The sequence below is a fragment of the Streptomyces sp. NPDC050842 genome, assembly GCF_044456565.1.
Classification (GTDB): Bacteria; Actinomycetota; Actinomycetes; order Streptomycetales; family Streptomycetaceae; genus Streptomyces.
Genome location: NZ_JBITGA010000003.1, coordinates 429502 through 453013, shown reverse-complemented (window position 1 = coordinate 453013; position 23512 = coordinate 429502). Strand labels below are relative to the sequence as shown.

The window sequence follows — 23512 nt, the reverse complement described above, 5'->3', positions numbered from 1 at the left end:
AAGTCTCCTGGTCTGTGCGCTGCCCGACCCAGGTGGCTCCCGAGTACCAGGGCGGCGCTACAACGACCGCTCCCTACGCGGTACCTGCACCCGGCGCCGTCGCTGAGGCGGTCGCGGCGGCCGTGGATGAAGCGGCCGTGACTGCCTCGCGGTCGGGCGCGAGCGGGTCGGTCACCGTGCCGGACTCCTCGTCGAAGAGCCCCTGCGCCAGCCTGGTCACCGCAGCGGGGACCGGCGGCGCCAGGTCGGCCACAGCTCGGAGACCGGACAGGACGTCGTCGGGTCGTACGGCAGGTGTCACGTGCCGAACAACCAGCCGCAGTATCGCACAGGCGCTGTCCAGCGTCCTCTCACCCTGGGGATCGCCCTGGGCGGAGGAAACCGTCAGCTCGGTGACCGCGGAGCGGGCGTCGAAGGTGCGGATGCCGTTCTTGGTCTTGCGCTGTACTTCCACGGTCTCGGCCGCGAGAAACGCGTCGGCGGCCTTCTGCGCGTCCTCGACGGTGACGCCTTCGAGCCGGAGCTCCCACACGGAGGCGGTGAGGCGGTCGGCGAGACCCGAGGTCCGGGCCTCTACGGCGTCGGTGATGTCGAGGCCCGTGGGAAGGGACTCGTCGAGCAGCGCCCGCAGCATCTCGGGGTCGCGCGTCTGGGTGAGCGCGATCTCCAGGTACTCGGCCTCGGAGCCCGTACCGGTCGGGGCGGCGTTGGCGTACGACACCTTGGGGTGCGGGGTGAAGCCGGCCGAGTACGCCATGGGCACCTCGGCGCGGCGCAGCGCACGCTCGAAGGCGCGCTGGAAGTCACGATGGCTGGTGAACCGGAGGCGGCCGCGCTTGGTGTAGCGCAGTCGGATGCGCTGCACCGCCGGTGCGGGCGGCGGGCCTTCGGGCTGTCGCTTGCCCAGTGGTTCTTCTCCTCGGTGCGGGGCGGGCGCGGGTGACGCGCCGCCCTCGGGTGTACGGGGGTTCCCTCGGGGCCGGCCGGCTCACCCCCGCTTGTGCAGGGAGATCTCGGTCTCGGCCACCACGCCGGGAACGGTCTGTTGTGGTGCAGCACCTCCCAGGTTACGCGCCTGACCCCGGATGGCGTTCACAGGCTCCGGCTGCCGCTCCCCGCCGACCAGCGCGTGCCACGCGTCGCGGCGCGCCCGGCGCACGGTCTCGCGCGCCGAGGCGAGGGCTCCGCGGACGGCCCGGCCGGTCTCCACGGCGGCCTTCCTGGCGGGGCGCCACACGGCGTCGCGCACGACGTGGCCGACCGGGGTGCACACGCTCCGGTAGAACCAGCTCACGGGCAGGCCGACCAGGTTCCACGCGAGCCACTTCAGGGCGCGGCCGACCGCGAGCGAGACGTACCCGGCCACGCGCCAGGCCACCGCGAGGGCGTCGGCGATCTCGCGGCCGATCAGCGCGAGGACACGTCCGACGGGGGTGAGCACCCAGCGGTACAGGAACACGGCGGGGACGACGACGAGGACCTTCCCGAGCCACATCAGGCCGGCGGCGAGGCCCTTGCCGAGCCAGGCGACGCCGCGGCCGAGCCAGGTGAGGGCATGGCCGAGCGGGGTGAGGACGTAGCGGTACGTCCCCGACGCGAGCGGCACGGCCACGTACCGCCACATGGCCGTCCACGGCCAGACGAGCACCGCCCACAGCGCCAGTCCGGCACCACGCCCGAACGGTGCGAGCAGCCGTGCGTACACCCAGGCCGTCGCGCGGGCCAGGCCGTGCCCGAGCGGCGTGAGGACGGCCCGGTACAGCCAGGCCACCGGGCGGGCGATCAGGTGGACGGCGATCGGTACGACGACGTAGCGCCACAGGCCCAGCCAGGGCCAGTAGAAGACCGCCTTGCACAGCCACCACGTCGCCGTGGCGACGGCCTCGGCCATCCGGGCGACGGCACGGCCGACGGGGGCGAGCACGTGCGCGTGGAACCAGTCGTACGCGCGGCCCAGTGGGCGCAGCAGTACCCGGCCCAGGAAACCGCCGCACAGGACCAGCGCGTCCCATACGAGGCGTACGGGGACGACGACGACAAGGACGACGATCCGTACGGGGATCCTGATGGCCGCCGTCAGACAGCCTTCGGGATCCGGCCGGGGGGCCGCTTTCTCCAGGTACATGTTCCGGGAGACGCGAAAGGTCCGTTCATGGTTCACCCCCGGCAACCGGATCCGGACTGTTCGGCACCGCCCCCAGGAGCGGCCCCGTAGCCTAGGTCCCTACGCCCGTCCCCCCACACACCTTGCGCATCCCCCCACCTACCCCAGGACACGTTGAGGCTCGGTATGAAAATATCCTTCCTTCTGGTCGACCGCTGTCACATCGGCGGCGTGGTCAGTGCCATCCACAACCTGGCCAAGGCGCTGGCGGACCACCACGAGGTCGAGCTGGTCTCCCTCCGTCGCAACCTCGACCAGGCGTACTTCCCGCTCGACCCCCGGGTGAAGACCCTCGCCCTCACCGACATGCGGAAGCACTCGCACACGTATGACGGTGACGACCCGATGATCGAGGTCTTCCCGCACATCTACCCGAACGAGCCGACGGACAAGAAGCCGTGGGTCAGCCGCCTGGCCGAGAAGCGGCTGATGGAGTACCTGGCCACGACCGACGCCGACATCGTGGTCAGCAACAACCCCAAGATCACGATCATGCTGGCCTACGCGGACGGCGACTTCCTGAAGGTCGCGATGGAGCACTCGCGGCCCGCGCGCTACGGCCCGCACATCCGGGACGCCCTCTTCAAGGACGCGTACCCGAAGATGGACGCGATCACCGCGCCGACGCCGGACGAGTGCCGGACCATCGCCGGGGTCGTCCCCGCCGTGAACCACCTGCTTTCCCCGATGCCCAACTGCATCCCGGCCCACGAGGGCCAGATGTCCACCGGTGACAACAAGATCGTGGTCACCGCCGGTCTGCTCAAGACCCACAAGGGCTTCGGCGACCTCATCGAGGCCTTCTCCACCGTGGCGCCCCGCCACCCGGACTGGAGCCTGCGGATCTACGGCTCCGGCCCCGAGCGCGCCAACCTGCGCAAGAAGATCAACGACACGGACAGCAACAACCAGATCTTCCTGATGGGCCCTGCCACCCCGGTCACCCCGGAGTTCGCCAAGGCGTCCGTGTTCGTCCTCCCGTCCCACCTGGAGGCCTTCGGTAACGTCACCGTCGAGGCGATGGCGGCCGGCCTGCCGGCGATCTGCTACGACGCCCCGCACGGCCCGCGCAACATCATCACGCAGGGCGAGGACGGCTACGTCGTGCCGCTCGGCGACAAGGCGGCGCTCGCCGAGCACATCGAGAAGCTGATCTCCGACGAGGACCTGCGCCGGAAGATGGCGGCCGCCGCGGTGACGAACGTGGTCCGCTTCCAGGAGGCCGAGACCGTCGCCCGCTTCGAGCGGCTCGTGGAGACCATGCGGGCCCGCCGGGCCATCCCCCGCACCGCCGCCGCCGTGGTCGATCCGCAGGGCGACGTCCGGGTGCTGGTCGACGGGCTGTCCGCCGACAGCGGCGCCGAGCTGGTCTGCAAGGACATCCGCAAGAAGGCCGACGAGGTCGTCGTCCCCTTCGTCGGCGGCGAGGCGCTGGTGCCCGCGCTCGGCAAGCTCGTCGAGGGCGACTGGGAGCTCGCGGTCCGCGCCGCCGGCTTCGACCTGCCGCTGCGGTCGGCCGGCTGCGACACCCTCCACATGCTCTCGCTGAAGCTGCCCCGCACCGAGGGCCCCGCCCTGTCCGTGCTGCTGCCGTACGCCCACACGGACGGCACCCTGCGCGTGCAGAGCCGGGTGCGCGCCCAGCACGTCGAGGTCGCGGCCCTGCACGCCGGCGCCACCTCGATCGTCATCGACGCCGCCGCCTGGGGCGTCGAGCCCGGCAAGAGCAGCGTGATCGAGGCCGTCCACCGCAAGGAGGCCGACAGGAACTTCACCTTCCCGGTGAAGGCCGGCGCCGACGGACGCTTCACGGCCACCCTGGACAACGCCGCCGCGGCCCGCCTCCACCAGGCCGGCGCCGAGGACGTCTGGGACCTCTGGCTGCTGCCGGACAAGGACTCCGCCCGGATCCGCGTCTGCAAGCTGGCCACCGACGTGCTCACCCCGATGGACGTCTTCACCTACCCGTACCCGGTGGTGAAGAGCTCCGGCGCGCCGGTCGCGGCCGCCGCGGACACCAAGTCGAAGAGCGTCTGGCGCAACCGCCTGGCCTCCGTGCCCGGCACCCCGGTCATGCACGAGCTGCGCCCGTACTTCTCCAGCAACGGCCAGCTCTCGCTGAAGATCATCGACAAGAAGTGACCGGCGAGCGGTAGGGCCTGACAGGACCTACCGGTCCCGGCCCGCGCACGACGGAGCCCCGGCCCGCAGGGAGACCTGCGGACCGGGGCTCTTCCGTACGCCCGGGGGCACCGACTACAGCGGCGCGCCGTCCTCGGCCGTCTTGAACATCAGGTCGGCGAGACGCTCGGCCGCGTGACCGTCGTCGAGGTCGCAGAACTGGTGGTGGAACTCGTCGTACTTCTCCTGGTACGCGACCTTCACCTCGTCGATCTCCCGGATGGCCGTGAGCAGGTCGTCCGAGGTCTCGACCAGCGGGCCCGGCGCGTCCTCCTCGAAGTCGAAGTAGAAGCCGCGGAGCCGGTCGCGGTAGTGCTCCAGGTCGTACGTGAAGAACAGCATCGGACGACGCAGGTGCGCGTAGTCGAACATGACCGAGGAGTAGTCCGTGATCATGATGTCGGCGGCCAGGTAGAGGTCCGCGATGTCCGGGTACTCGGAGACGTCGAAGACGAAGCCGTTACCGGCGCCCGGGATGCTGTCCACGATGTTGGAGTGGCGCCGGATGAGGAAGACGTGGTCGTCCCCGAGGCGGCGGCGGGCGTCTTCGAGGTCGACGCGGAGGTCGAACTTGAACTGGCCGCGGGCGTGGGACAGGTCGTCGCGCCAGGTCGGCGCGTACAGCACGACCTTCTTGCCCTCGGGGAGCCCCAGGCGCGCCTTGACCTCCTTGGCCCGCTCGTCGCGGTCCTCGGCGTACAGGTAGTCGTTGCGCGGGTAGCCCGTCTCGGCGATCAGGCCGTTGTAGCCCATGGCCCTCTTCAGGATGGGCGTGCTGAAGCGGTTGGACGAGACGAGGATGTTCCAGTTCGCCGCCTCCTGGACCAGGCGCTCGTGGTAGTTCGGGTCGAACTTGGGCGCGTCGATGTCCAGGCCGATCTTCTTCAGCATGGTGCCGTGCCAGGCCTGCACGATCACCTGTCCCGGCCGCCGCTTGATCCAGTGCGGGAGGTGGGCGTTGGTGATGATGTACCGCGAGCGCGCCAGGGCGTCGTACCAGTCGGTGCCCTGGAAGCGGACGGGCTCGAGCGTGTCGGGAAGCTCGACCTGGCCGTCGCGGACCAGCCACCGGTGCTTCAGGTCCGAGCCGCGGCGGAGCAGTTCCTCGTGGACCGCGCGGGGGCTGTCCGAGAACTGCTTGCCGTTGTAGCTGATGTACAGGACCTCGTCGCGCAGCGGCAGCTCGCGGCCGCGCTCGTAGACCTCGGTCCGCAGCTGGTACTGGCGGTTGGCGCCCCGCTCCATGTCCGTGAGGTCGGGCAGGCAGTTGAGCTGGGGGTGGTCCTGCCAGTGCACCTCCATCCGGTAGTCGCGGCCGTTGTGCGAGCCCTCCAGCGGGAACTGCGACACGGCGAGCCGGTCCACGACGAGCGGCAGGGACTGCTCCTCGTCGGGGGTCTCCAGGCGGAGGACCCAGCGGCCGGCCTTGAGCGGCAGGCGGCTGTTGGTGCCCGTCATCGTGGCGGGGCGGAAGGAGGCCTCGAAGGTGCCGTCCGGCAGGACGTTCAGCGGGACCGTGCGCTCGTCGAAGCGGCCCTTGGCGCTGATGACGAGGCGGTGGTCCGACAGCTCCACGGGCGCGGCGCCGCGGACGAGGAACGTCCCGTCGGCGAAGGCGATGCCGGTGATCCTGGCGCGCAGCGGGCGGCCGGAGAACTTCAGGTAGCCGTTGGCTCCGGAGAGGACCGCCACCTCGTTCTGCATGGCTTCCTCGCCGCCGAACTCGGCGGGCAGGCGGACCTGGAGGTCCGGGACGCCGTCCTTGACGACGACCTTGACGGAGCGCTGGTTCTGGCCGGGCTCCGTGACGCGTATCTGGGTGCTCCAGTTGCGGCGCATCGTCTTCGCGGCGTCGGCGCCACCGCCGGAGGCGGCCTCGGCGCTGTCCTGGTGCTCCGGCAGCAGGGCTATGTCGCCCAGGGGCACGCGGACGCGCAGTCGCGTGTGCCCGCCGGTGACGTCGAGGACCTCCGCCGGGTAGGTGAGCACCTCGCCGCTGTTCTGGTTGGCGACGCGGAGGATGATCTCGGTGCCCATGGCGAAGGTCTCACGGAACACGCCGTCGACGACGATCTCGTCGCCCTCGGGCTTGAAGCCGGTGATGACGACCGGCACCTTCTCGATGCGCAGCTTGAGCGCCGCGCGCCGGATCTCCGGGACGATCCGGAAGTCGTCGTCGAGCCACTGGTAGGGCGGGTAGGTCAGGCGGTCCGTGCCGTACGAGTGCACGGAGCGGGAGCGGACGAGGCCGCCGGACATGACGCGCATGCCCACGTGCCAGAGGCCCTCCTGCCACTTGCCGCCCTTGCGGAACCGGGCGGGGTCGATGGTCGTCTCCCAGCCGGCCCAGTCGAAGCTGTGGCCGCGGCCCTTGTGCCCGGAGGCGGTGGTGGCCTCGGGGGCGAAGATGTTGCCCAGCGGGACGAGGACGCGGCGCTGGGTGCCGTCCTTCTTCAGCTGGAGGAGCTTGACGACGCTGCGCTTGCCCGTCTGGTCGACGCGGTCGATCCAGGCGTGGCCGGACAGCTTCAGCTTGCCGTTCTCCCACGTCAGGTCGTCCAGCGGGGAACGCAGCTGGAGGTCCTTGTCGACGCGCAGGAGCTTCTTGGGCACCAGGTCGCCGCGGGCTTCCAGCGCGGAGTACCGGGCGTACTTGCGGACGACGCCGTCGAGCCCGACCGGCTCGCCGAGGCGCTCCGCCTCGATGAAGTCGACCAGCTCGTTCGCGGCGTGCTTGCGGACCAGCAGCCACTTGACGCGCAGCGCCGTGGGCAGCGTGTTGATCAGCTTGACGTCGATCTGGTCGAGGAACTTGTTCGCCACGCGCAGGAACTCGGCGCGGTACTCCTCGTCGCCGTCGGGCATCACGTTGAGGAAGATGCGCAGGTCGCCGGTGAGGACGGTCTTGTCGTACGCGAGCTTCAGCGCGTCGGCGGCGGGGTCGTTCTGCTCGGCGAGGAACCGGCTGACGTGCTCGCAGCCGGTGGCCCGGTCACGGGCCGCCTTGGGCTCGTTACGGCGCTGGGTGATCGAGGGGTTGGCCTCGCCCTCGCGCAGACGCCAGTAGTACGTGGCGTCGCTGATGATGTCGACGGACTCGGCGAGGAACTGGGCCGGCACGATGACCGGGGTGTCCTCGTACAGCACGCCCTCGGGGAAGCGCAGGCCGTGCTGCTCCCAGAAGTCACGCCGGAAGAGCTTGTTGCAGGCGAGGCGGTCCGTCAGGAGGTTCCGGTTCTTCCGGACGTGCGTGCGCTTCACGGCGCCCCGGGAAAGGAACCGGTGCATCGGCGACTGCCAGACGCGGGTGGAGTTGATGTGCTCCACGTTGCCCGTGGCGAAGGAGGAGCCGGTCTCGTCCAGGCTGCTGATCATCAGCCGGAAGGCGTCCGGCGGGATCATGTCGTCGCTGTCGACGAACGTCACGAACTCGCTCTCCGGCGCCAGGCTGTCGAGTCCCGTGTTACGGGCCGCACCCAGGCCGGCGTTCTCCTTGCGGATCAGCCGGAACCGGGCGTCCTTGTCGGCGAACTCCGCCGCTATGGCGTTGGAGTCGTCGGTGGACCCGTCGTCGATCATGAGAACTTCCAGGTCCTGGAAGGTCTGCACGGCCAACGAGTTGAGGCAGGCGGGAAGGTACTCCGCCACGTTGTAGATCGGGACGATGACGCTGAGCCGGGGTGCCATGGAGTTCTGCGTTCCTTTCTGGTTCAGACCCGCTCGACGAGCTCGAGCGCCTGAGGGGGTGACGGGGTGGCGTGCTTGGGGATTTCCGGCGGATCGGCGGGGGGTGTCTCCACCCTCCGGAGAGGATCCGCCGGGCGACGTGCTGGGCCGCACGCCCGCCGTCGAACTGCAGTACTTGTCCCGGTACCCGGTCCGCAGCTTAGCTGCCGCCCTCCGGCCCGCCCCGAAGGAAAGCGGACCTGCCGCACCGTGACGCGGGGAGCCGTGACCAGAGACACAGAAGAACGCAGGACCGTTTCCGCGCGCCCCGGTATGCGGGAGCGCGCGTTGCGTATGGGGACCACCAGGGTCGGTCGGGACATTCCTCACCGGTCCATCTGCCTGCATGACTGTGCGGCGGCCCCCGGCCGCCGCAGCTGTCCAGGGTAGACGATCCGCAATTCCGGCGTTCTCTTGTCGTTGGGCCCTCCCACACCCGCAAGGAAGAGGATGTTCACCCCGTACGCGAGCACGTGCGGTTTCCGGCGTGCGGAAGGCCTCCTGCATACTGCGCTTGAGCGGTTCGACTGAGGAGACACGACGCATGCCGGCTGCAGCTACCCCCCGATTCAGCGTGATCATCCCGGTGTACGGGGTCGAGGGCTACATCCGCGAGTGCCTCGAATCGGTGACTACGCAGAGTTACCAGAATTTCGAGATCATCGCGGTCGACGACTGCTCCCTCGACGGCAGCGGCGCCATCATCGACGAGTTCGCCGCGCGCGACCCGCGGGTGCGCGCCGTCCACCGTGCCCAGAACGGCGGCATCGGCGCCGCCCGGAACACCGGCGTCGAGCACGCCCGCGGCGACTACCTGCTCTTCATCGACGGCGACGACTCGATCCGCCCCGGCTCCCTGGAAGCCATGGCGGACCGGCTCGCCGAGGCCGAGGACCCCGAGGTCCTGCTCTTCGACCACGTCCGCACCCACGTGGACGGCACCGTCGAGCCCAGCAACTCGGGCCCGTACCTGGCCGGCATCCGCGACCAGGTGATCCGCCCCGCCGACCGCCTCGAACTGCTGCGGATGTTCGCCGTCGTCTGGAACCGCCTCTACCGCCGCGACTTCTTCACCGGCGAGGGCTACGCCTTCACCGACGGCCTGTACGAGGACGCGCTCATGGTCTACACGTCCATGGCCGTCGCCCAGCGCGTCGCGGGTCTGGAGTACGTGGTCGTCGAGTACCGGCAGCGCCGGGTCGGCAGCTCGATGCGCAGCAGCTCCCCGCGCAAGCACTTCGTGATCTTCGACCAGTACCGGAGGGTCTTCGCGTACCTCGACGGCCGCCCCGGCCTCGACGAATACCGCAAGACCGTCTTCACGCGGATGATCTCCCACTTCCTGTTCACCTTCGCCCGGGACTTCCGCATACCGAAGGGCCACCGCCGCGCGTACCTGAAGCAGGCCTCCAAGGTCTACCGCGACCTCGAACCCGCGGGCTTCACGCCGCCGCCCGGCATCCTCGGCCTGAAGTTCAAGGTGCTGCGGAGCGGTTCGTACACCGGCTTCGAAGGCCTCAAGGTGGTCAACGGCACCCGTGAGGCGGGCATCCGCTCCGTCGGCCGGTCCAAGCGCTGGGGCGGCCGCAAGGCCCTGCGCGCCTACTACGCCGTGCAGCGCCGCCTCCCCGTCGACCAGAACCTCGCCGTGTACTCGGCGTACTGGGGCCGCACCCCCGGCTGCAACCCGCTCGCCGTGCACGAGGCGGCCAAGCGGCTCGCGCCCGGCATCCGCGGGGTGTGGGTCGTCAACCAGGAGCACGCCGGCAGTGTGCAGCCCGGGCTGAAGCGGATCGCCCCGGCCACCTTCGGCTACTGGAAGGCGCTGGCCCGGGCCAAGTACCTGGTCAACAACGTCAACTTCCCCGACGCCGTGATCAAGCGCCCCGGCCAGATCCACCTGCAGACCCACCACGGCACCCCGCTCAAGCGGATGGGCCTGGACCAGCAGCACTACCCGGCCGTCTCCCGCAGCATGGACTTCGGGAAGCTGCTGGAGCGCGTCGACCGCTGGGACTACAGCGTCTCGTCGAACCAGCACTCCACCGAGAACTGGGAGCGGGTCTACCCGGCCGACTTCCGGACCGTGAACTCCGGTTACCCCCGCAACGACGTCTACTACCGCTCCACCGCGGCGGACGTCCGCCGGATCCGCGACGAGCTCGGCATCGCGCACGACAAGACGGCGATCCTGTACGCCCCCACCGTGCGCGACCACCAGAAGGACGCCTTCGTCTCCCGGCTGGACCTCGCCCGCTTCGCCCGCGAACTCGGCCCGGACTTCGTCCTGTTGGTCCGCGCCCACTACTTCTACGGCGCCGACCGGGAGTTGAGCTCCCTCGCCGAGCGGGGCGCGCTCGTCGACGTGTCGCGGCACCCGTCCGTCGAGGAGCTCTGCCTTGCGGCGGACGCCCTCGTCACGGACTACTCGTCGATCATGTTCGACTACGCCAACCTCGACCGGCCGATCGTCACGTACGCCGACGACTGGGAGGCGTACCGGACCTGCCGAGGCGTCACCTTCGACCTGCTCTCCGGCGAGCCGGGCGACACCCCCGGTGTCCTCACCACGACCGAGGACGAGCTGATCGAGGCGTTCCGCAGCGGCGCCTGGGAGGGCGAGCGGGCGGCCACGCTGCGACAGGCGTTCCGGGAGCGGTTCTGCGCCTGGGACGACGGCTTCGCGGCCGAGCGGGTCGTCCGGCGGGTCTTCCTCGGCGAGGAGGAACTGCGGCCGGCGGTCGTCCCCGTCGCCGAGCGCCACCCGGCCCCGGCGCCGCGATCGGCCGAGGGTCCCGGGGTGCTCCGCCCCCGGCCGGCGGACCAGGACGAGCTCACCGCGGCCCGGTCCGACCACTAGGGCTTGCCCCTGAGGACACGCGCAGGAGGCGCCCGGAGCGATGGCTCCGGGCGCCTCTTCGTGTCCGGTGGATCCGCCTCTTCGGACGGACGAAGGCCCGGCCACGGATGTCCGTGGCCGGGCCTTCGTCCGATCCTGTGCCTGCGGCGCGCTACTTCACGACCGACAGCGGCAGCAGCTTCTTGCCCGTCGGGCCGACCTGGATCTCGGTCTGCATCGCGGGGCAGACACCGCAGTCGAAGCACGGCGTCCAGCGGCAGTCCTCGACCTCGGTCTCGTCGAGCGCGTCCTGCCAGTCCTCCCAGAGCCAGTCCTTGTCGAGACCGGAGTCCAGGTGGTCCCAGGGCAGGACCTCCTCGTAGGTGCGCTCGCGGGTCGTGTACCAGGCGACGTCCACGCCGAAGCCGGGCAGCGTCTTCTCGGCGCACGCCATCCAGCGGTCGTACGAGAAGTGCTCGCGCCAGCCGTCGAAGCGGCCGCCGTCCTCGTACACCGCGCGGATGACCGAGCCGATACGGCGGTCGCCGCGCGACAGGAGGCCCTCGACGATGCCGGGCTTGCCGTCGTGGTAGCGGAAGCCGATCGAGCGGCCGTACTTCTTGTCGCCGCGGATCTTGTCGCGGAGCTTCGTGAGCCGCGCGTCCGTCTCCTCGGCCGACAGCTGCGGCGCCCACTGGAACGGGGTGTGCGGCTTGGGGACGAAGCCGCCGATGGAGACGGTGCAGCGGATGTCGTTCTGACCGGAGACCTTGCGGCCCTCGGCGATGACCTTGACCGCCATGTCGCCGATCTGGAGGACGTCCTCGTCGGTCTCCGTCGGCAGGCCGCACATGAAGTACAGCTTCACCTGGCGCCAGCCGTTGCCGTACGCGGTGGAGACGGTCCGGATGAGGTCCTCCTCCGAGACCATCTTGTTGATGACCTTGCGCATGCGCTCGGAGCCGCCCTCGGGGGCGAAGGTGAGGCCGGAACGGCGGCCGTTCCTCGTCAGCTCGTTGGCCAGGTCGACGTTGAAGGCGTCGACGCGGGTCGAGGGGAGCGACAGGCCGACCTTGTCCTCCTCGTACCGGTCGGCGAGGCCCTTCGCGATGTCACCGATCTCGGTGTGGTCGGCGGAGGACAGCGAGAGGAGGCCGACCTCCTCGAAGCCGGTCGCCTTGAGACCCTTCTCGACCATCTCGCCGATGCCGGTGATGCTTCGCTCCCGCACGGGGCGCGTGATCATGCCGGCCTGGCAGAAACGGCAGCCGCGGGTGCAGCCGCGGAAGATCTCGACGGACATGCGCTCGTGGACGGTCTCCGCGAGCGGGACGAGCGGCTGCTTCGGGTACGGCCACTCGTCGAGGTCCATGACGGTGTGCTTGGAGACCCGCCACGGCACGCCGGACCTGTTGGGCACGACACGGCCGATGCGGCCGTCCGGCAGGTACTCGACGTCGTAGAACGCCGGGATGTAGACCGCGCCGGTCTTCGCGAGACGGAGGAGGACCTCCTCGCGGCCGCCCGGCCTGCCCTCGGCCTTCCAGGTGCGGATGATCTCGGTCATGTCGAGCACGGCCTGCTCGCCGTCGCCGATGATCGCCGCGTCGATGAAGTCCGCGATCGGCTCGGGGTTGAAGGCGGCGTGGCCACCGGCGAGCACGATCGGGTGGTCGACGGTCCGGTCCTTCGCCTCCAGCGGGATGCCGGCGAGGTCGAGGGCGGTGAGCATGTTCGTGTAGCCGAGCTCCGTCGAGAAGCTCAGGCCGAAGACGTCGAAGGCGCCGACGGGACGGTGCGAGTCGACCGTGAACTGCGGGACCTCGTGCTCGCGCATGAGCTCTTCGAGGTCCGGCCACACGCTGTACGTGCGCTCGGCGAGGACGCCCTCGCGCTCGTTGAGCACCTCGTACAGGATCATGACGCCCTGGTTGGGCAGACCGACCTCGTACGCGTCCGGGTACATCAGCGCCCAGCGGACGTCGGCGGACTCCCACGGCTTCACCGTGGAGTTCAGCTCTCCACCGACGTACTGAATCGGCTTCTGCACGTGCGGGAGCAGAGCTTCGAGCTGCGGGAAGACAGACTCGGCAGCAGACATCTCGAACCTTCGTGAGCTGGCAGGGGGGCGACTCTCAAGCGTACCCCGGTGCTCAGCGCGTCAGCGCCGCGCGGATTTCCGGGGCCGCGGCCTTGGCCCAGACCCCGGGGAGGTCGCGCTCCCCGGCCTCCGCCGCCGCTTGCTCGCGGCCGTGGAGAAGTCCCCAGGTGAAAGCGGATTCCCCGGCCGCGTGGGCCTGGGTCGCGAGCTCGCGGAGGGCCTCGCGGGCGACGACGCTGTCCTGGTGTTCGCCCAGGAGGGACTGGACGGACTTCACACGCTTGGCGACCTTCCGCGCGGGCTTCCCTAGGGTGGGCTTGGCGGCGTTGGCGGCGTACCTCGCGCGCTTGGCGGCCTTGCGCGCCTCGTGGAGCGCGACGTCGCGCTCCTCCCCGGGGTCGAGAGCGAGGGCCCGGTCGACGCGGGCGGCCAGGCGGTCATGGTCCTTGAGGACGGCCCGGGCGAGGACCTTCCGGGCATCGCGGGACGCGGCCTTCCGCAGGGGCGGGTCGGCGAGCAGCGCGTCGAGGGCATCGAGGAGGGCGAGGTAGCGGGGCGAGTCCAGCGCGGCGAGGGTACGGCGGCGGGCGTCCCGGGCGCGGGCCGCGGACCAGGTCCGCAGCCGGCCGCGGACCGGTCCGAGCCGCAGGCTCCGGGGCAGCTCGTCGATCCGGCCGCGCAGCCGTTCGGTCAGCACCTCCTGGTCCCGGGCGATCCCGAGCTCGGCCGCCAGCCACTTCAGCTCGGCGCCGAGGGGGTCGGTGACGTCCCGGTCGAGGACCTTCCGGTACGTCTTGAAGGCGCTGCGCAGCCGACGGCAGGCGACCCGCAACTGGTGCACGGAGTCGGGCAGGTCGCGCCGGACGGCCGGGTCGAGCTCGACGATCGCGTCGATCTGCTCGCGCGCGTAGACGAGGACGGCGTGCCCAGCGGTGCCGGGCGCGGGTGCCTCGACCGCGGCCGGGGCGGTCTCGGGGGCTCCGTGCTCGGCGGACCGGGCTCCGTCCTGGGCTTCGGCGGGTCGTCGGCGCTCGGCGCTCGGTGTCGTCTCCGTTTCCGTTTCCGTTTCCGTCAGGGCCCTCGCCAGTTTGGAGGCGGACGACGAGGCGTGGATGCCGGCCTTCGTGAGGCGCTTCTCGACCGCGTCGAGGATCGCCTCGTCGGCGTCGTCGGCGAGTTCGACCTCGATCTCCTTCCAGGTGGCCTTCGCTCCCCCGGGCAGCCGCTCGGCGCGGACCGTGTCGACGGACAGCTCGGCGAGGAGCGTGCCCGACGCGTCGACCAGATGGCGGACGTCCCGCGCGGAGCGGAGACGGACGACGGGGACGACCTCGACGCCGCGGACCCGGGAACGCAGAAGCCCCGCCAGCTCACCCGGGAGGGTGTCGGCCAGCGGGGCCCTGATCTCGTCGCGGATTCCGGAGGCGACGGGGAACTTGAGGTGCCAGCCCTCGTCGTCCCCGCCCGTGCGCCGCCGCAGGGTGATCGCGTCGGCGGCGAGCCGCAGGTCAGGGGTGTCGTAGTAGACCGCGTCGAGTTCCATGACGCCCCGGTCCACGACGGCCTCGACCCCGGGGACCCGGGTGAGGTCCGGAACCCGGGTCCCGCTCGTGGCCTCGTACTTCCGCTCGATCTCACGCTTCGTCTCCGCCATGAGACGAATCTAGACCTATGCGGTCATCGGGCGCTGCACCCTGATGGACTGCAGCAGCCCGATCGCCACCCACACCGCGAACATCGACGAGCCGCCGTACGACACGAACGGCAGCGGCAGACCCGCGACCGGCATGATGCCGAGCGTCATGCCGATGTTCTCGAAGGACTGGAAGGCGAACCAGGCGATGATCCCGGCCGCGACGACCGTGCCGTAGAGCTCGGTGGTCTCGCGGGCGATCCGGCAGGCCCGCCAGAGCACGATCCCGAGGAGGACGAGGATCAGACCGGCGCCGACGAAGCCCAGCTCCTCCCCCGCCACCGTGAAGACGAAGTCGGTCTGCTGCTCCGGTACGAACTGGCCGGTCGTCTGCGAGCCCTTGAAGAGGCCCGCGCCGAGGAGGCCGCCGGAGCCGATCGCGATGCGGGCCTGGTTGGTGTTGTAGCCGACGCCCGCCGGGTCGAGGTCGGGGTTGGCGAAGGCCGCGAAGCGGTTGATCTGGTACTCGTCCAGCATGCCGAGCGTCGTGACGAGGACCGCGCCCCCGATGCCCGCGCCGATCAGGCCGAGGACCCAGCGGTTGGAGGCGCCGGACGCGAGCAGCACGCCGAGCACGATGACGGCCATGACCATGACCGAGCCGAGGTCGGGCATCAGCATGACGATGCCCATGGGGAGGGCGGCAAGGGTGAGGGCCTTGGCGACGGTGCGGTGGTCGGGGTGGAGCTGGTCGCCCGCGTCGACCTTGGCGGCCAGCAGCATCGCCATGACCAGGATGATCGTGATCTTCACGAACTCGCTGGGCTGGAGGGAGAAGCCGCCGCCGACGACGATCCACGCGTGGGCGCCGTTGATGGTGGCGCCGAGCGGGGTGAGGACGGCGAGGATCAGCACGATCGAGAGGGTGTAGAGGATCGGGACCGCGCCGCGCAGGGTGCGGTGGCCGAGCCAGATCGTGCCGATCATCAGGGCGACCCCGATGCCGGTATTGAGCGCGTGCCGGAAGAGGAAGTAGTACGGGTCGCCCTGGTTCAGCTCGGTGCGGTTCCGCGTGGCGGACCAGACCAGCAGCGCCCCGATGAAGGAGAGCGCCAGCGCCGAGACCAGCATCGGCCAGTCGAGGCGGCGGAGCATCGAGTCACGGGCGGTGAGCTTCGCGAGCGGCCCGCGCTCGGGGGCGTACCGGGAGACGGAGAAGCTGGTACGTGTCGTCATCGGGTCAGTCCCGCCTTCCGGGGGGCGGGCCCGCGAGCGGCGGCGCACCGGCGTTCTCGACGGGAGCGACGAGCTGCGACTTCGGGTCGTACGCCTTGATGTCGGGAGTGTCGATGGTGCCGTCGGCGTTCACCTTCGGCAGGGCCTTCTGCGGCCCGGGGAGCAGGGCCCGCTTGAGGTCCTGGTTGCCCGCGTCGTCCAGGCCGTAGAGGGCGTCGTAGATGTTGCGCACGGCGGGGCCGGAGGCGCCGGAGCCGGTGCCGCCCTGAGAGATCGTCATGATGATGGTGAAGTCGTCGGTGTAGGTCGCGAGCCACGAGGTGGTCTGCTTGCCGTAGACCTGGGCGGTGCCGGTCTTGGCCCGCATCGGGATCTTGTCCTGGGGCCAGCCGCCGAACCGCCAGGCGGCGGTTCCGCCGGGCTCGACGACGGACCGCAGTCCCTTGTCGAGGTCGCGGATCGTCTCCGCGCCGACCGGCAGCTTGCCGTGGGCCTTGGGCTTGATCTCCCGGATCGACTTGCCGTCCGGGCTGATCACGGCCTTGCCGACGGTGGGGTCGTAGAGGGTGCCGCCGTTGCTGATGGCGGAGTAGGCGGTGGCCATCTGGATGGGGGTGACGAGGACGTCACCCTGGCCGATGGCGAAGTTGATGCTGTCGTAGGCCTTGAGCTGGTTGCCTTCGAGGCAGCTCTCGTAGGCGATCTGCTGGACGTAGGTGCCGCCCTTCTTGCCCTGCTTGCACCACGCGTCCTTGTTCGCCTCCCAGAAGCTCTGCTTCCACTGGCGGTCGGGGATGCGGCCCTTGACCTCGTTGGGCAGGTCGATGCCGGTCTCGGAGCCGAGTCCGAAGTCCCGGGCCGTCTTGTAGAACCAGTCGTTGGCGCCCTGCTTGGGCTTTATTCCGCCGTCACGCTGCCACTCCTGGTGGCCCAGGGCGTAGAAGACGGTGTTGCAGGAGAACTTGAGGGCCTCGCCCAGGGTGATGGGGCCGTGTCCCTGGGACTCGAAGTTGGCGAAGCTGCGGCTGCCGAGGCTGTAGGAGCTGCTGCAGTTGTACTTGTCGTTGAAGTCGTGGCCGGCCCGTACGGCGGCGCTCGCCGACACCACCTTGAAGATGGAGCCCGCGGCGGCCTGCCCCTGGATGGCCCGGTTGAGCAGCGGGTAGTTGGACTTCTTGCTGGTGAGAGCGGCGTAGTCCTTGGCGGAGATGCCGCCGACCCAGGCATTGGGGTCGTAGTCCGGCTGGGAGGCCATCGCGACGACGCGGCCGGTCCTCGACTCCATGACGACGACGGCGCCCGCGTCGGCCTCGTACTTGCGGTTGGTGATCTTGTCGGTCTCGCCGCGGACGAGCTTCATGGCCGCGTTGAGCTCGTACTCGGCGACGGCCTGGACGCGGGCGTCGATGCTGGTGACGAGGGTGGAGCCCGCGATACCGGGGTCGGACTCGGTCTGGCCCATGACCCGGCCGAGGTTGTCGACCTCGTAGCGGGTCACGCCCGCCTTGCCGCGCAGCTCCTTGTCGTAGGTGCGCTCGATGCCGGAGCGGCCGACCTGGTCGGAGCGGAGGAACGGCGAGTCGCCGTCCTTCGCCTTCTCGATCTCGGAGTCGGTGACGGGCGAGAGGTAGCCGAGCACCTGCGAGGTGCGGGCCTTGCCGGGCGCCGGGTAGCGGCGTACGGCGGCGGGCTCGGCGGTGATGCCGGGGAAGTCCTCGGTGCTCTCGCGGATCGTCAGCGCCTGCTGGGTGGTGGCCTCGTCGGTCACCGGGATCGGCTGGTACGGGGAACCGTTCCAGCAGGGCTTGGGTGTCTTGGAGTCGCAGAGCCGGATCTTGTTGATGACGTCCTCGGGCTTCATCTCGAGAACGTCCGCGAGCCGGGTCAGGACGGCCTTGCCCTTGTCCTTTATCTTCATCAGCTCGGTACGGGACGCGGAGACCACCAGGCGGGTCTCGTTGTCGGCGAGCGGGACACCGCGGGCGTCCAGGATGGAGCCGCGGACGGCGGGCTGGACGACCTGCTGGACGTGGTTGTTCTTCGCCTCGTCCGTGTACTCCTTGCCGTTGCGGATCTGGAGGTACCAGAGGCGGCCCCCCAGGGTCAGGAGCAGCGAGAAGACGAGGATCTGGATGACGACGAGCCGGATCTGGACCCGCGGGGTCCGCCCGGTCTCGGGAATGTTGCTCATACTGCCGGGACCCCCTCGGTCACAGTCGCTTGACTCCCTTGATGCGGCCGGCCCGTGCGGCGCGGCTCCGGGCGGACTTCACGCGCAGGCCGCCGCGCTGGTTGCCGATCCGCAGGCCCGTGCCGGAGGAGAGCCAACCGGAGGCGACGTCGGTGCCGTTCGCCCCGCCGGCGTCGGACAGCGGATCGTTCTCGGCGCGCCGGGCCAGCGCCATGATGAGCGGCACGGTGAAGGGCGCGAGGAGCAGGTCGTAGACCGCCGCGGTGAACAGCAGGTAGCCGAGGCCCACATGGCGGGCGGCGGTGTCCCCGACGAGGGCGCCCACGCCCGCGTAGAGGAGTGTGGAGCCGACGGCCGCGACGACGACGACGGCCATGGGGCCGGTCGCGGAGGTCAGCCGGCCGTTCTCGGGCTTGGCGAGGCCGACCAGGTAGCCGATGACGCAGAGCACGAGGGCGTAGCGGCCGGCGGCGTGGTCGGCGGGCGGGGCGAGGTCGGCGAGGAGACCGGCGGTGAAGCCGATCAGGGAGCCGCTGACGGGTCCGTAGGCCAGGGCGAGGGCGACCACGGTGAGGAGCACCAGGTCGGGGACGGCGCCGGGGAGTTGGAGGCGGGCGAGGACGGAGACCTGGACGACCAGGGCGACCACGATCAGGGTCGCGGAGAGGAGGATGCGGTTGAACTTCACGGTGTCGCGTCCCCCTGGTCCTGGCCCTGCTGGTCCTGGCCTTGCTGGTTCTGGCCCTGCTGGTTCTGGCCCTGCTGGTTCCCGTTCGGCTGCTGTCCGTCCGGTGGCGGCGGTGTGATCGTGACCGTGACCGTCGGCGCGGGCTTGGGCTTCGGCGGCAGGACCATGTCGCGGGGGTTGGACTGGGGTGCCTGGACGACGACGCCGACGATGTCGAGCTTGGTGAAGCCGACGTACGGACGGACGTAGACGTTGCGGGTCAGGCCGCCGCCCGCGGGGTCGATGCGGACGATCTCGCCGACCGGGACGCCGGGCACGAAGGGCTTGTCGCCGCTGGAGCCGAAGGTGACGAGCCGGTCCCCCGTCTTCACCTTGGCCTTGCCGTTGAGGAGCTGGACGAGCAGGGGGCCGTCGCCCTGGCCGGTGGCGAAGCCGAGTTCGTCGCTCTTCTCCATGCGCGTACCGACGGTGAAGTCGGGGTCGTTGGCGAGGAGGACCGTGGAGGTGGACGGGCCGACGGTGGTGACGCGGCCGACGAGTCCCGAGCCGTTGAGCACGGTCATGTCCCGCTTGATGCCGTCGCGGGCGCCGACGTCGACGGTGACCGTCCAGGAGAAGCCCTGGGCCGCTCCTATGGCGATGACCTGGGCGCCCTTGATGCCGTACTGCCCGGCGCCGGCGGTCCTGAGCATGGCGTCGAGCTCGCGCAGCCGGTTCCGGTTGCGGTCGTCGCTGCCGAGCTCGGCCTTCAGCTCGGCGTTCTCCTTCTCCAGGGCGGCGATCCGGGTGTGCCGCTCACCGGAGTCGCGGACCGCGCCTATGGCGTTCCCGATGGGGTCGACGGCCGCCGCCACACCGTTCTCGACGGGTCCGAAGACCGCGGCGGCGGCCTGCCGGGCACCGTCGACGGGTGACTCCTGGCCGCCGCGGATGTCCACCGTGATCAGTGCGAACGCGATGGCGATCAGCAGCACCAGGAGCAGCCGGCTCTCTCGTGTGTCCCTCACGTGCGGCGGCCGTGCCTTTCCTCGTGGTTCGTTCTTCGGCTGTGCGTGTTCTCTTGTGGGGTGTTGCTCGTGTGGTGCTCGTACGGCTCTAGCGGCGCGGCTGGGCGTCCAGGACCTGCTGGAGGGCCTCGAACTCCTCCACGCACTTGCCGGCGCCGAGCGCCACCGAGTCCAGCGGGTCCTCGGCGATGTGGATCGGCATGCCGGTCTCGCGGCGGAGCCGCTCGTCCAGGCCGCGCAGCAGGGCGCCTCCACCGGTGAGAACGATGCCGCGGTCCATGACGTCACCGGAGAGCTCCGGCGGGCACTTGTCGAGGGTCGTCTTCACGGCGTCGACGATCGCGTTGACCGGCTCCTCGATGGCCTTGCGGACCTCGGCGGCGGAGATGACCACCGTCTTGGGGAGGCCGGAGACGAGGTCGCGGCCCCGGATCTCGGTGTGTTCGTCCTTGTCGAGGTCGTAGGCCGAGCCGATGGTGATCTTGATCTGCTCGGCGGTCCGCTCACCGAGGAGGAGCGAGTACTCCTTCTTGATGTGCTGGATGATCGCGTTGTCCAGCTCGTCGCCGGCGACGCGGATCGACTGTGCCGTGACGATTCCGCCGAGGGAGATGACGGCGACCTCGGTGGTGCCGCCGCCGATGTCGACGACCATGTTCCCGGTGGCCTCGTGGACGGGGAGGCCCGAGCCGATGGCCGCCGCCATGGGCTCCTCGATGATGTGCACCTGGCGCGCACCGGCCTGCGTCGAGGCCTCGATGACGGCGCGTCGCTCTACACCGGTGATGCCGGAGGGCACGCAGACGACGACGCGGGGGCGGGCCAGGTAGCGGCGCTTGTGGATCTTGAGGATGAAGTAGCGGAGCATCCGCTCCGTGATCTCGAAGTCGGCGATCACGCCGTCCTTGAGCGGGCGGACGGCGACGATGTTGCCGGGCGTCCGGCCGATCATCTTCTTCGCCTCTGCACCGACCGCCAGGATGCCGCCGGTGTTGGTGTTGATCGCGACGACGGACGGCTCGTTCAGAACGATGCCTCGGCCCCTGACGTACACCAGCGTGTTGGCGGTCCCGAGGTCGACAGCCATGTCACGGCCGATGAACGACATTGAGTTCCCCTTGATTTCCCATGGCTGAGAGTGGTGCGGCGTGGAGTTTTTCCATCGTAGTGCCGCCCGCGCGGATGCCGCGCGTCGGTCCACCTCAACACTGGTGACGGCAGGACGCGGCGATCCGTTCCCGGGATTGCCGTTCATATGCCTGGGGGCGACCGAAATTCCTTCGGTCGCCCCACAGGGTTGTGCTGATCGGCTGACGCCGGGTCAGCATTCGATCAACACGCGATCGGCACCGGATCGGCACCGGATCGACATCGGATCAGACGAGACCCGGGAAGAAGATCTTCAGCTCGCGGAGCGCCGACTCCTCGGAGTCCGAGGCGTGGATCAGGTTCTCGCGGACGATGGTGCCGAAGTCACCGCGGATGGAACCGGGCGCGGCGGCGATCGGGTCGGTGGGGCCCGCGAGCTGGCGGACGCCCTCGATGACCCGCTCGCCCTCGACGACGAGCGCGACGACCGGACCGGAGGACATGAAGCCCATCAGCGGCTCGTAGAAGGGCTTGCCCTTGTGCTCGCCGTAGTGCTGCTCCAGCGTGTCCTGGTCCAGCTCGCGCAGCTCCAGGGCCGCGAGGCTCCAGCCGGCCTTGCGCTCGATACGACCGATGATCTCGCCGATCAGGCCACGGCGGACGGCGTCGGGCTTGAGCAGGACGAGCGTGCGCTGGCTCACGGGGGAACTCCTTCGGAAAAGCGGTGTGCGGGCCTCCGAGGCTACAGGGCCCGCACGCCCCTCGATTACGCAGCGTCAGGCCCTGCCGTGGCCTGTGCGGCCTGCCCGGACTGCGACTCGGCCCAACGGGCCTTGATGTCGTCGACCTTGCGGCCGTAGTGCACCGACGCCCACCACAGGACGGCGAAGGCCGCGCCGAGGACGAACATGACCGGCACGAAGAAACCGCTGGCGATCAGGCCGATCTGGAGGGCCCAGCCGAGCTGCACGCCGCCGGGACGGGTGACCATCCCGCACAGCAGCACCGAGAGGACCATCGCGACGCCGCAGACCCACCAGACGGTCGACATCGCCAGGCTGTCGTCCTTCATGGCGACCAGACCGGCGAAACCGATGACGAAGAACTCGCCGATGAGCGTCGAGGAACAGAGCATGCGCATCGGTGTCAGCCCCTTCGCAGCAGCAGCCGGGCGTCGCCGACCGTGAAGATCGAACCGGTCACGAGGACTCCCGCGCCGCCGTACTCGGCCTCTTCCTCCGCGAGGGTGATGGCCGCTTCGAGCGCGTCGGGCAGCCGCGGCTCGACGACGACCCGGTCCTCGCCGAAGACCTCGACCGCGATCGCGGCGAGCGCGTCGACGTCCGTGGCCCGGGGGTTGGAGTTCGTCGTGACGACGACCTCCGCGAAGATCGGCTCGAAGGCCTCCAGGAGACCCCGGGCGTCCTTGTCGGCGCTCGTGGAGACCACGCCGACGAGCCGCGAGAAACCGAAGGACTCAGTTACGCCCTCCGCCGTGGCCCGTGCGCCGTGCGGGTTGTGCGCGGCGTCCAGGATCACCGTCGGGGAGGAGCGGACGATCTCCAGGCGGCCGGGCGAGGCGACCTGGGCGAAGGCCCGGCGGACCGTGTCCGCGTCCAGGGTCCTCGCGTGGTCCGCGCCGACCCCGAAGAAGGCCTCGACCGCCGCGAGCGCCACGGCCGCGTTGCGCGCCTGGTACGCGCCGTGCAGCGGCAGGAAGACGCCGTCGTACTCGCCGCCGAGGCCCCGCAGGGTGAGGAGCTGGCCGCCGACCGCGACCTCGCGGGAGACGATGCCGAACTCCATGCCCTCGCGGGCGACGGTGGCGTCCGCCTCGACGGCCTTCTTCAGCAGGACCTGGGCCGCGTCCACCGGCTGCTGGGCCAGGATGACGGTCGCGCCCTGCTTGATGATCCCGGACTTCTCGCCGGCGATCTCGCCGGTGGTCCCGCCGAGCCGGTCGGTGTGGTCGAGGTCGATGGGGGTGACGACGGCGACGGAGGCGTCGATGACGTTCGTCGCGTCCCAGGTGCCGCCCATGCCGACCTCGACGACGGCCACGTCGACCGGGGCGTCGGCGAAGGCCGCGTACGCCATTCCGGTGAGGACCTCGAAGAAGGAGAGGCGGTACTCCTCGCGGGCGTCGACCAGCTCCACGTACGGCTTGATGTCCGCGTACGTCTCGACGAACCGCTCGGCGGAGATCGGGGCGCCGTCCAGGCTGATCCGCTCGGTGATCGTCTGCACGTGCGGCGAGGTGTACCGCCCGGTGCGCAGCTCGAAGGCGCCGAGCAGCGCCTCGATCATGCGGGCCGTCGACGTCTTGCCGTTGGTGCCGGTGATGTGGATCGAGGGGTACGCGCGCTGCGGCTCGCCGAGCACGTCCATCAGGGCCGCGATCCGCGTGACGGAGGGCTCCAGCTTGGTCTCGCCCCAGCGGGTGGACAGCTCGGTCTCGACCTCGCGCAGCGCCTTGTCGAGCTCCGGGTCCTCGGGACGGCCGGGCACGGGGTCGCCCTGGACGGGGCCCGCCTGCGCACGCAGGGTGCGGCTGCCGGCCTCGATCACCGCCAGGTCGGGGTCACGCGTTGTCTCGTTGTCGACGATGTCGTCGAACTGGTCACTCGGGTCGCTCGGCTCGCTCACGGGCCCAGTCT

15 protein-coding genes are annotated in these 23512 nt (G+C 70.2%); 2 read left to right on the top strand and 13 right to left on the bottom strand.

The window, feature by feature from the left end:
* Positions 1-73: 73 nt before the first annotated feature.
* Positions 74-865, bottom strand: coding sequence for a TIGR03936 family radical SAM-associated protein (locus tag ACIBG6_RS11210; protein ID WP_399222306.1), 792 nt, complete (start codon positions 863-865; stop codon positions 74-76).
* Positions 866-988: 123 nt separating this feature from the next.
* Positions 989-2125: a hypothetical protein gene (locus ACIBG6_RS11205; protein ID WP_399222305.1), complete on the bottom strand. Its 1137-nt coding sequence runs from the start codon at positions 2123-2125 to the stop codon at positions 989-991.
* A gap of 165 nt (positions 2126-2290) precedes the next feature.
* Between ACIBG6_RS11205 and ACIBG6_RS11200 the strand changes: the two genes are divergently transcribed.
* Positions 2291-4306, top strand: coding sequence for a glycosyltransferase family 4 protein (locus tag ACIBG6_RS11200; protein WP_399222303.1), 2016 nt, complete (start codon positions 2291-2293; stop codon positions 4304-4306).
* Positions 4307-4420: 114 nt separating this feature from the next.
* Here the strand turns inward: ACIBG6_RS11200 and ACIBG6_RS11195 are convergent, their stop codons facing one another.
* Positions 4421-8032 carry a CDP-glycerol glycerophosphotransferase family protein gene (locus ACIBG6_RS11195; RefSeq protein WP_399222302.1) on the bottom strand — a complete coding sequence of 1204 codons (3612 nt, stop codon included), beginning with the start codon at positions 8030-8032 and terminating at the stop codon, positions 4421-4423.
* Between the two features lie 583 nt (positions 8033-8615).
* On the opposite strand from ACIBG6_RS11195, the gene ACIBG6_RS11190 reads away from it, so the two are divergent.
* Entirely contained in the window at positions 8616-10931 is a 2316-nt protein-coding gene (locus ACIBG6_RS11190; protein ID WP_399222301.1) for a CDP-glycerol glycerophosphotransferase family protein, read from the top strand.
* Positions 10932-11082: 151 nt separating this feature from the next.
* Here the strand turns inward: ACIBG6_RS11190 and ACIBG6_RS11185 are convergent, their stop codons facing one another.
* From ACIBG6_RS11185 to ACIBG6_RS11140, 10 genes are all read right to left on the bottom strand, one after another.
* Positions 11083-13011, bottom strand: coding sequence for a TIGR03960 family B12-binding radical SAM protein (locus ACIBG6_RS11185; protein ID WP_399222299.1), 1929 nt, complete (start codon positions 13009-13011; stop codon positions 11083-11085).
* A gap of 52 nt (positions 13012-13063) precedes the next feature.
* Entirely contained in the window at positions 13064-14665 is a 1602-nt protein-coding gene (locus tag ACIBG6_RS11180; protein ID WP_399222297.1) for a CHAD domain-containing protein, read from the bottom strand.
* 15 nt (positions 14666-14680) lie between these two features.
* Positions 14681-15880, bottom strand: coding sequence for a rod shape-determining protein RodA (gene rodA, locus ACIBG6_RS11175; RefSeq protein WP_399222296.1), 1200 nt, complete (start codon positions 15878-15880; stop codon positions 14681-14683).
* Positions 15881-15884: 4 nt separating this feature from the next.
* Complete coding sequence (gene mrdA / locus ACIBG6_RS11170; protein WP_399222295.1) at positions 15885-18071, bottom strand: penicillin-binding protein 2; 2187 nt, start codon at positions 18069-18071, stop codon at positions 15885-15887.
* 19 nt (positions 18072-18090) lie between these two features.
* Positions 18091-18759, bottom strand: a complete 669-nt coding sequence (gene mreD, locus ACIBG6_RS11165) for a rod shape-determining protein MreD (protein WP_399222293.1) — start codon at positions 18757-18759, stop codon at positions 18091-18093.
* Positions 18756-19766 carry a rod shape-determining protein MreC gene (mreC, locus tag ACIBG6_RS11160; RefSeq protein ID WP_399222292.1) on the bottom strand — a complete coding sequence of 337 codons (1011 nt, stop codon included), beginning with the start codon at positions 19764-19766 and terminating at the stop codon, positions 18756-18758. Before mreC ends, mreD begins: the two co-directional genes overlap by 4 nt.
* Before the next feature lie 88 nt (positions 19767-19854).
* Complete coding sequence (locus ACIBG6_RS11155; RefSeq protein ID WP_125753625.1) at positions 19855-20874, bottom strand: rod shape-determining protein; 1020 nt, start codon at positions 20872-20874, stop codon at positions 19855-19857.
* A 268-nt stretch (positions 20875-21142) separates the two neighbouring features.
* A complete protein-coding gene (gene ndk, locus ACIBG6_RS11150; protein WP_055643470.1) occupies positions 21143-21556 on the bottom strand; it encodes a nucleoside-diphosphate kinase in 414 nt (137 codons plus the stop codon).
* A 65-nt stretch (positions 21557-21621) separates the two neighbouring features.
* On the bottom strand, positions 21622-21996 hold the full coding sequence (locus ACIBG6_RS11145; protein WP_399222291.1) for a DUF4233 domain-containing protein: 375 nt from the start codon (positions 21994-21996) through the stop codon (positions 21622-21624).
* A gap of 5 nt (positions 21997-22001) precedes the next feature.
* Complete coding sequence (locus tag ACIBG6_RS11140) at positions 22002-23501, bottom strand: bifunctional folylpolyglutamate synthase/dihydrofolate synthase (RefSeq protein ID WP_399222289.1); 1500 nt, start codon at positions 23499-23501, stop codon at positions 22002-22004.
* Between the last annotated feature and the right edge of the window lie 11 nt (positions 23502-23512).

Bases quoted from the DNA above. Each gene is read 5' to 3' on its own strand.
- ACIBG6_RS11205 (WP_399222305.1), bottom strand. From the start codon at position 2,125: ATGTACCTGGAGAAAGCGGCCCCCCGGCCGGATCCCGAAGGCTGTCTG.
- ACIBG6_RS11200 (WP_399222303.1), top strand. From the start codon at position 2,291: ATGAAAATATCCTTCCTTCTGGTCGACCGCTGTCACATCGGCGGCGTG.
- ACIBG6_RS11195 (WP_399222302.1), bottom strand. From the start codon at position 8,032: ATGGCACCCCGGCTCAGCGTCATCGTCCCGATCTACAACGTGGCGGAG.
- ACIBG6_RS11190 (WP_399222301.1), top strand. From the start codon at position 8,616: ATGCCGGCTGCAGCTACCCCCCGATTCAGCGTGATCATCCCGGTGTAC.
- ACIBG6_RS11185 (WP_399222299.1), bottom strand. From the start codon at position 13,011: ATGTCTGCTGCCGAGTCTGTCTTCCCGCAGCTCGAAGCTCTGCTCCCG.
- ACIBG6_RS11180 (WP_399222297.1), bottom strand. From the start codon at position 14,665: ATGGCGGAGACGAAGCGTGAGATCGAGCGGAAGTACGAGGCCACGAGC.
- rodA (WP_399222296.1), bottom strand. From the start codon at position 15,880: ATGACGACACGTACCAGCTTCTCCGTCTCCCGGTACGCCCCCGAGCGC.
- mrdA (WP_399222295.1), bottom strand. From the start codon at position 18,071: ATGAGCAACATTCCCGAGACCGGGCGGACCCCGCGGGTCCAGATCCGG.
- ACIBG6_RS11155 (WP_125753625.1), bottom strand. From the start codon at position 20,874: ATGTCGTTCATCGGCCGTGACATGGCTGTCGACCTCGGGACCGCCAAC.
- ACIBG6_RS11145 (WP_399222291.1), bottom strand. From the start codon at position 21,996: ATGCGCATGCTCTGTTCCTCGACGCTCATCGGCGAGTTCTTCGTCATC.